The following is a 3,473-nucleotide window of genomic DNA, read 5'->3' as shown; positions in this document are numbered from 1 at the left end:
CCGCCAAGGCCGAGGCCGGCGGCAAGCCGGCCGCCGCGATGGACCAGTCCACGCTGCGCGTCTCGATCGAGAAGGTCGACCAGCTGATCAACCTGGTCGGAGAGCTGGTCATCACGCAGGCCATGCTGGCCCAGAACAGCCGCGACCTCGATCCCGGCATCTACCAGCAGCTCGCCTCCGGCCTGGCCGACCTGGAGCGCAATACGCGCGACCTGCAGGAATCGGTGATGTCGATCCGGATGATTCCGATGTCGGTCGTCTTCAACCGCTTCCCGCGCATGCTGCGCGACCTGGCCGCCAAGCTGGGCAAGAAGGTCGAGCTGGTCACGCAGGGCGAGGCCACCGAGCTGGACAAGAGCCTGGTCGAGAAGATCACCGACCCGCTGACCCACCTGGTGCGCAACAGCTGCGACCACGGCATCGAGACGCCGGCCGAGCGCGCCGCCAAGGGCAAGCCCGAGAGCGGCACGATCACGCTGGTCGCCTCGCACCAGGGCGGCTCCATCGTCATCGAGGTGCGCGACGACGGCCGCGGCCTGAACCGCGAGAAGCTGATCAAGAAGGCCCGCGAGAAGGGCATCGACGCGCCCGACAGCATGAGCGACGTGGACGCCTGGAACCTGATCTTCGCGCCCGGCTTCTCCACCGCCGACCAGGTGACGGACGTGTCCGGCCGCGGCGTCGGCATGGACGTGGTCAAGAAGAACATCACCTCGCTGGGCGGCACGGTCGAGATCGACTCGGCCGAGGGCTACGGCATGAAGGTCTCGGTGCGCCTGCCGCTGACGCTGGCCATCATGGACGGCATGAGCGTGGGCGTCGGCGAGGAGGTCTACATCCTGCCGCTGTCCTCGGTGGTCGAGTCCTTCCAGGTGCAGAAGAACACCGTCAAGACCGTCGCCGGCTCGGGCCGCGTGGTCGAGGTGCGCGACGAGTACATGCCGGTGATCGAGCTGGAGCAGATCTTCAACGTGCCGCGCTTCGACTTCGAGAAGAGCAGCAACATCATGGTCGTCATCGAGGCCGAAGGCGGCCGCGTGGCGCTGCTGGTCGATGAACTGCTCGGCCAGCAGCAGGTCGTCGTGAAGAACCTCGAGGCCAACTACCGCAAGGTCAACGACGTGTCCGGCGCCACCATCATGGGCGACGGCCGCGTGGCCCTGATCCTGGACGTGGGCAGCCTCGTGCGCCGCTCGCGTCATTGATTCACACACAAGGAAACCGCTCATGGAAAGCTCCCAAGTGCCGGCCGTGCGTCCCGCAGGCCAGTTGCAGACGCAACAGCAGGGCTCGCAGGGAGGCGCCCTCGCCGCCGCCGGCCCCGCCGCCGAGTACCTGACCTTCCGCCTCGGCGCCGAGGAATACGGCATCGACATCCTGAAGGTCCAGGAGATCCGCTCCTACGAGCCGCCCACCCGCATCGCCAACGCGCCCGAGTTCATCAAGGGCGTGGTGAACCTGCGCGGCGTGATCGTGCCGATCGTGGACCTGCGCCTGAAGCTCGGCTGCCCCACGGTCGAATACAACAGCTTCACCGTCGTGATCGTGCTGAACGTGCGCAACCGCGTCGTCGGCGCGGTGGTGGACTCGGTCTCGGACGTGCTGGAACTGGGCCGCGACGCGATCCGCCCGGCGCCGGAACTGAGCTCCGCGACCGTGGACACCAGCTTCATCACCGGCATCGGCGCCGTGGCCGACCGCATGCTGATCCTGATGGACATCGAAGGCCTGATGAGCAGCGCCGACATGGGCCTGATGGATTCGATCTCGGCCTGAATGCGCTCGAATAACTGAATACCTGAGCTGATCCCAGGCCCACCGCGCCCCGTGCCCGGTGGGCCTTCTTTCTTTCTACCGGAGCAAGACCCCATGCGAACCGAATCGATCGCCCGCCGCGTCTCGCTCACCGGCGTCGTCGCCCTGGCCCTGGTGCTAGCCCTGGTCACCGGCGTGGTCAGCGTGATGCTGACCCGCAGCGCCAACGAGCGCGTGCTGACCTGGGTGGCTGACAAATCGCAGTCGATGGTCGACGCGATGAACGCGATGGACGACACCTCGCGCGTGCTGGTGGAGCGCAACTTCGGCTCCTTCCGCCAGGAGTTCGGGCCCAGCTTCACGCTGGACGAGGCCAGCGGCGACCTGCGCGACTGGGGCCCCAAGCTCAACGGCAACTTCACCCAGGTGGACAAGTTCGCCGCGGTGACCGGCGGCGTGGCCACCGTGTTCGCCGCCAAGGACGGGGACTTCGAGCGCATCACCACGTCCCTCAAGAACGCCAAGGGCGAGCGGGCGATGGGCACCAAGCTGGGCCCGCAGCATCCCGCCTTCGCCACCGTCTCGGCCGGCAAGCCCTACGCCGGCCGCGCCATCCTGTTCGGCCGGCCCTACATGACCTACTACGAGCCGATCAAGAGCGACGCCGGCAAGCTGATCGGCCTGCTCTTCGTCGGCTTCGACCTGGACAGCTTCGACAAGGCGATGGACGGCATGGCCGCCTCGGCCAGGTTCTTCGACACCGGCGGCACCTATGTGATCGGCGCGGCCAAGGACCCGGAGAAAGCCTTCTTCTCCTCGCACCCGACGCTGAAGGGCAAGCTGCTGAAGGAAGCCGCGCCGGAGCTGCTGAAGGCGCTGGGTACCGCTGACGATCACGGTTATGCCGCCCACGTGCCCGATGCGCTGGGCAGCGCCAAGAACGGCAAGGACGACTACTTCGCCCTGGTCCGCAAGAACGACAAGAACGGCTACTGGGTGGTCGCCCAGGTGTCCCACAGCGAGTCGCTGGCCTCGCACTGGGCGACGATGCTGCCCTTCTGGCTGCTGCTGGCCTTGACGGTGGTCGGCCTCGGCTGGGGCCTGGCCTGGATGATGCGGCGCTGGGTGGCCGGGCCGCTCGCGCAGCTGACCCAGGGCATCGGCGCGATCGCCCAGGGCGACCTGACCCATGCGGTGAAGAGCGAGCGCCACGACGAGATCGGCACGCTGATCCAGCAGACCGAAGCGATGCGGCTGCAGCTCGCCGACACCATCGGGACCGTGCGCCATTCGGTGGACTCGATCGGCACCGCCAGCTCCGAGATCGCCACCGGCAACCAGGACCTGTCGCAGCGCACCGAGCAGACCGCGCAGAACCTGCAGAGCACCGCCTCCTCGATGACCGAGCTGACCGGCACCGTGCGCCAGACCGCCGACTCGGCCCGCACCGCCAACCAGTTGGTCAGTAGCGCCTCCACCGCGGCGGCGCGCGGCGGCGAGGTGGTGGGCCAGGTGGTGACGACGATGAACGCGATCAACGACAGCTCGCGCCGCATCGGCGACATCATCGGCACGATCGACGGCATCGCCTTCCAGACGAACATCCTGGCGCTGAACGCGGCCGTGGAAGCGGCGCGCGCCGGCGAGCAGGGCCGCGGCTTCGCCGTGGTGGCCGGCGAGGTGCGCTCGCTGGCCCAGCGCTCGGCCGAGGCGGCGCG

The 3,473-nt window shown here is 68.0% G+C and carries 3 protein-coding genes; all 3 read left to right on the top strand.

Annotated elements, in window-relative coordinates; genetic code table 11:
* Nucleotides 1–1,205 (top strand): chemotaxis protein CheA (locus tag B0W88_RS30595; protein ID WP_198937985.1); only part of this gene is annotated, 1,205 nt, incomplete at its 5' end.
* A gap of 22 nt (nucleotides 1,206–1,227) precedes the next feature.
* The gene (locus tag B0W88_RS30590; RefSeq protein WP_083749178.1) at nucleotides 1,228–1,776 is read left to right on the top strand and encodes a chemotaxis protein CheW; all 549 of its coding nucleotides are present in this window, start codon (nucleotides 1,228–1,230) and stop codon (nucleotides 1,774–1,776) included.
* Between the two features lie 93 nt (nucleotides 1,777–1,869).
* A partial coding sequence (locus tag B0W88_RS35265; RefSeq protein ID WP_077038265.1) for a Cache 3/Cache 2 fusion domain-containing protein occupies nucleotides 1,870–3,473 on the top strand: 1,604 nt, incomplete at its 3' end.

The organism is Pelomonas sp. KK5 (assembly GCF_001984095.1).
GTDB lineage: Bacteria > Pseudomonadota > Gammaproteobacteria > Burkholderiales > Burkholderiaceae_C > KK5.
The sequence above is the reverse complement of the archived record's forward strand: the minus strand, read 5'-3'. Positions and strand labels throughout refer to the sequence as shown.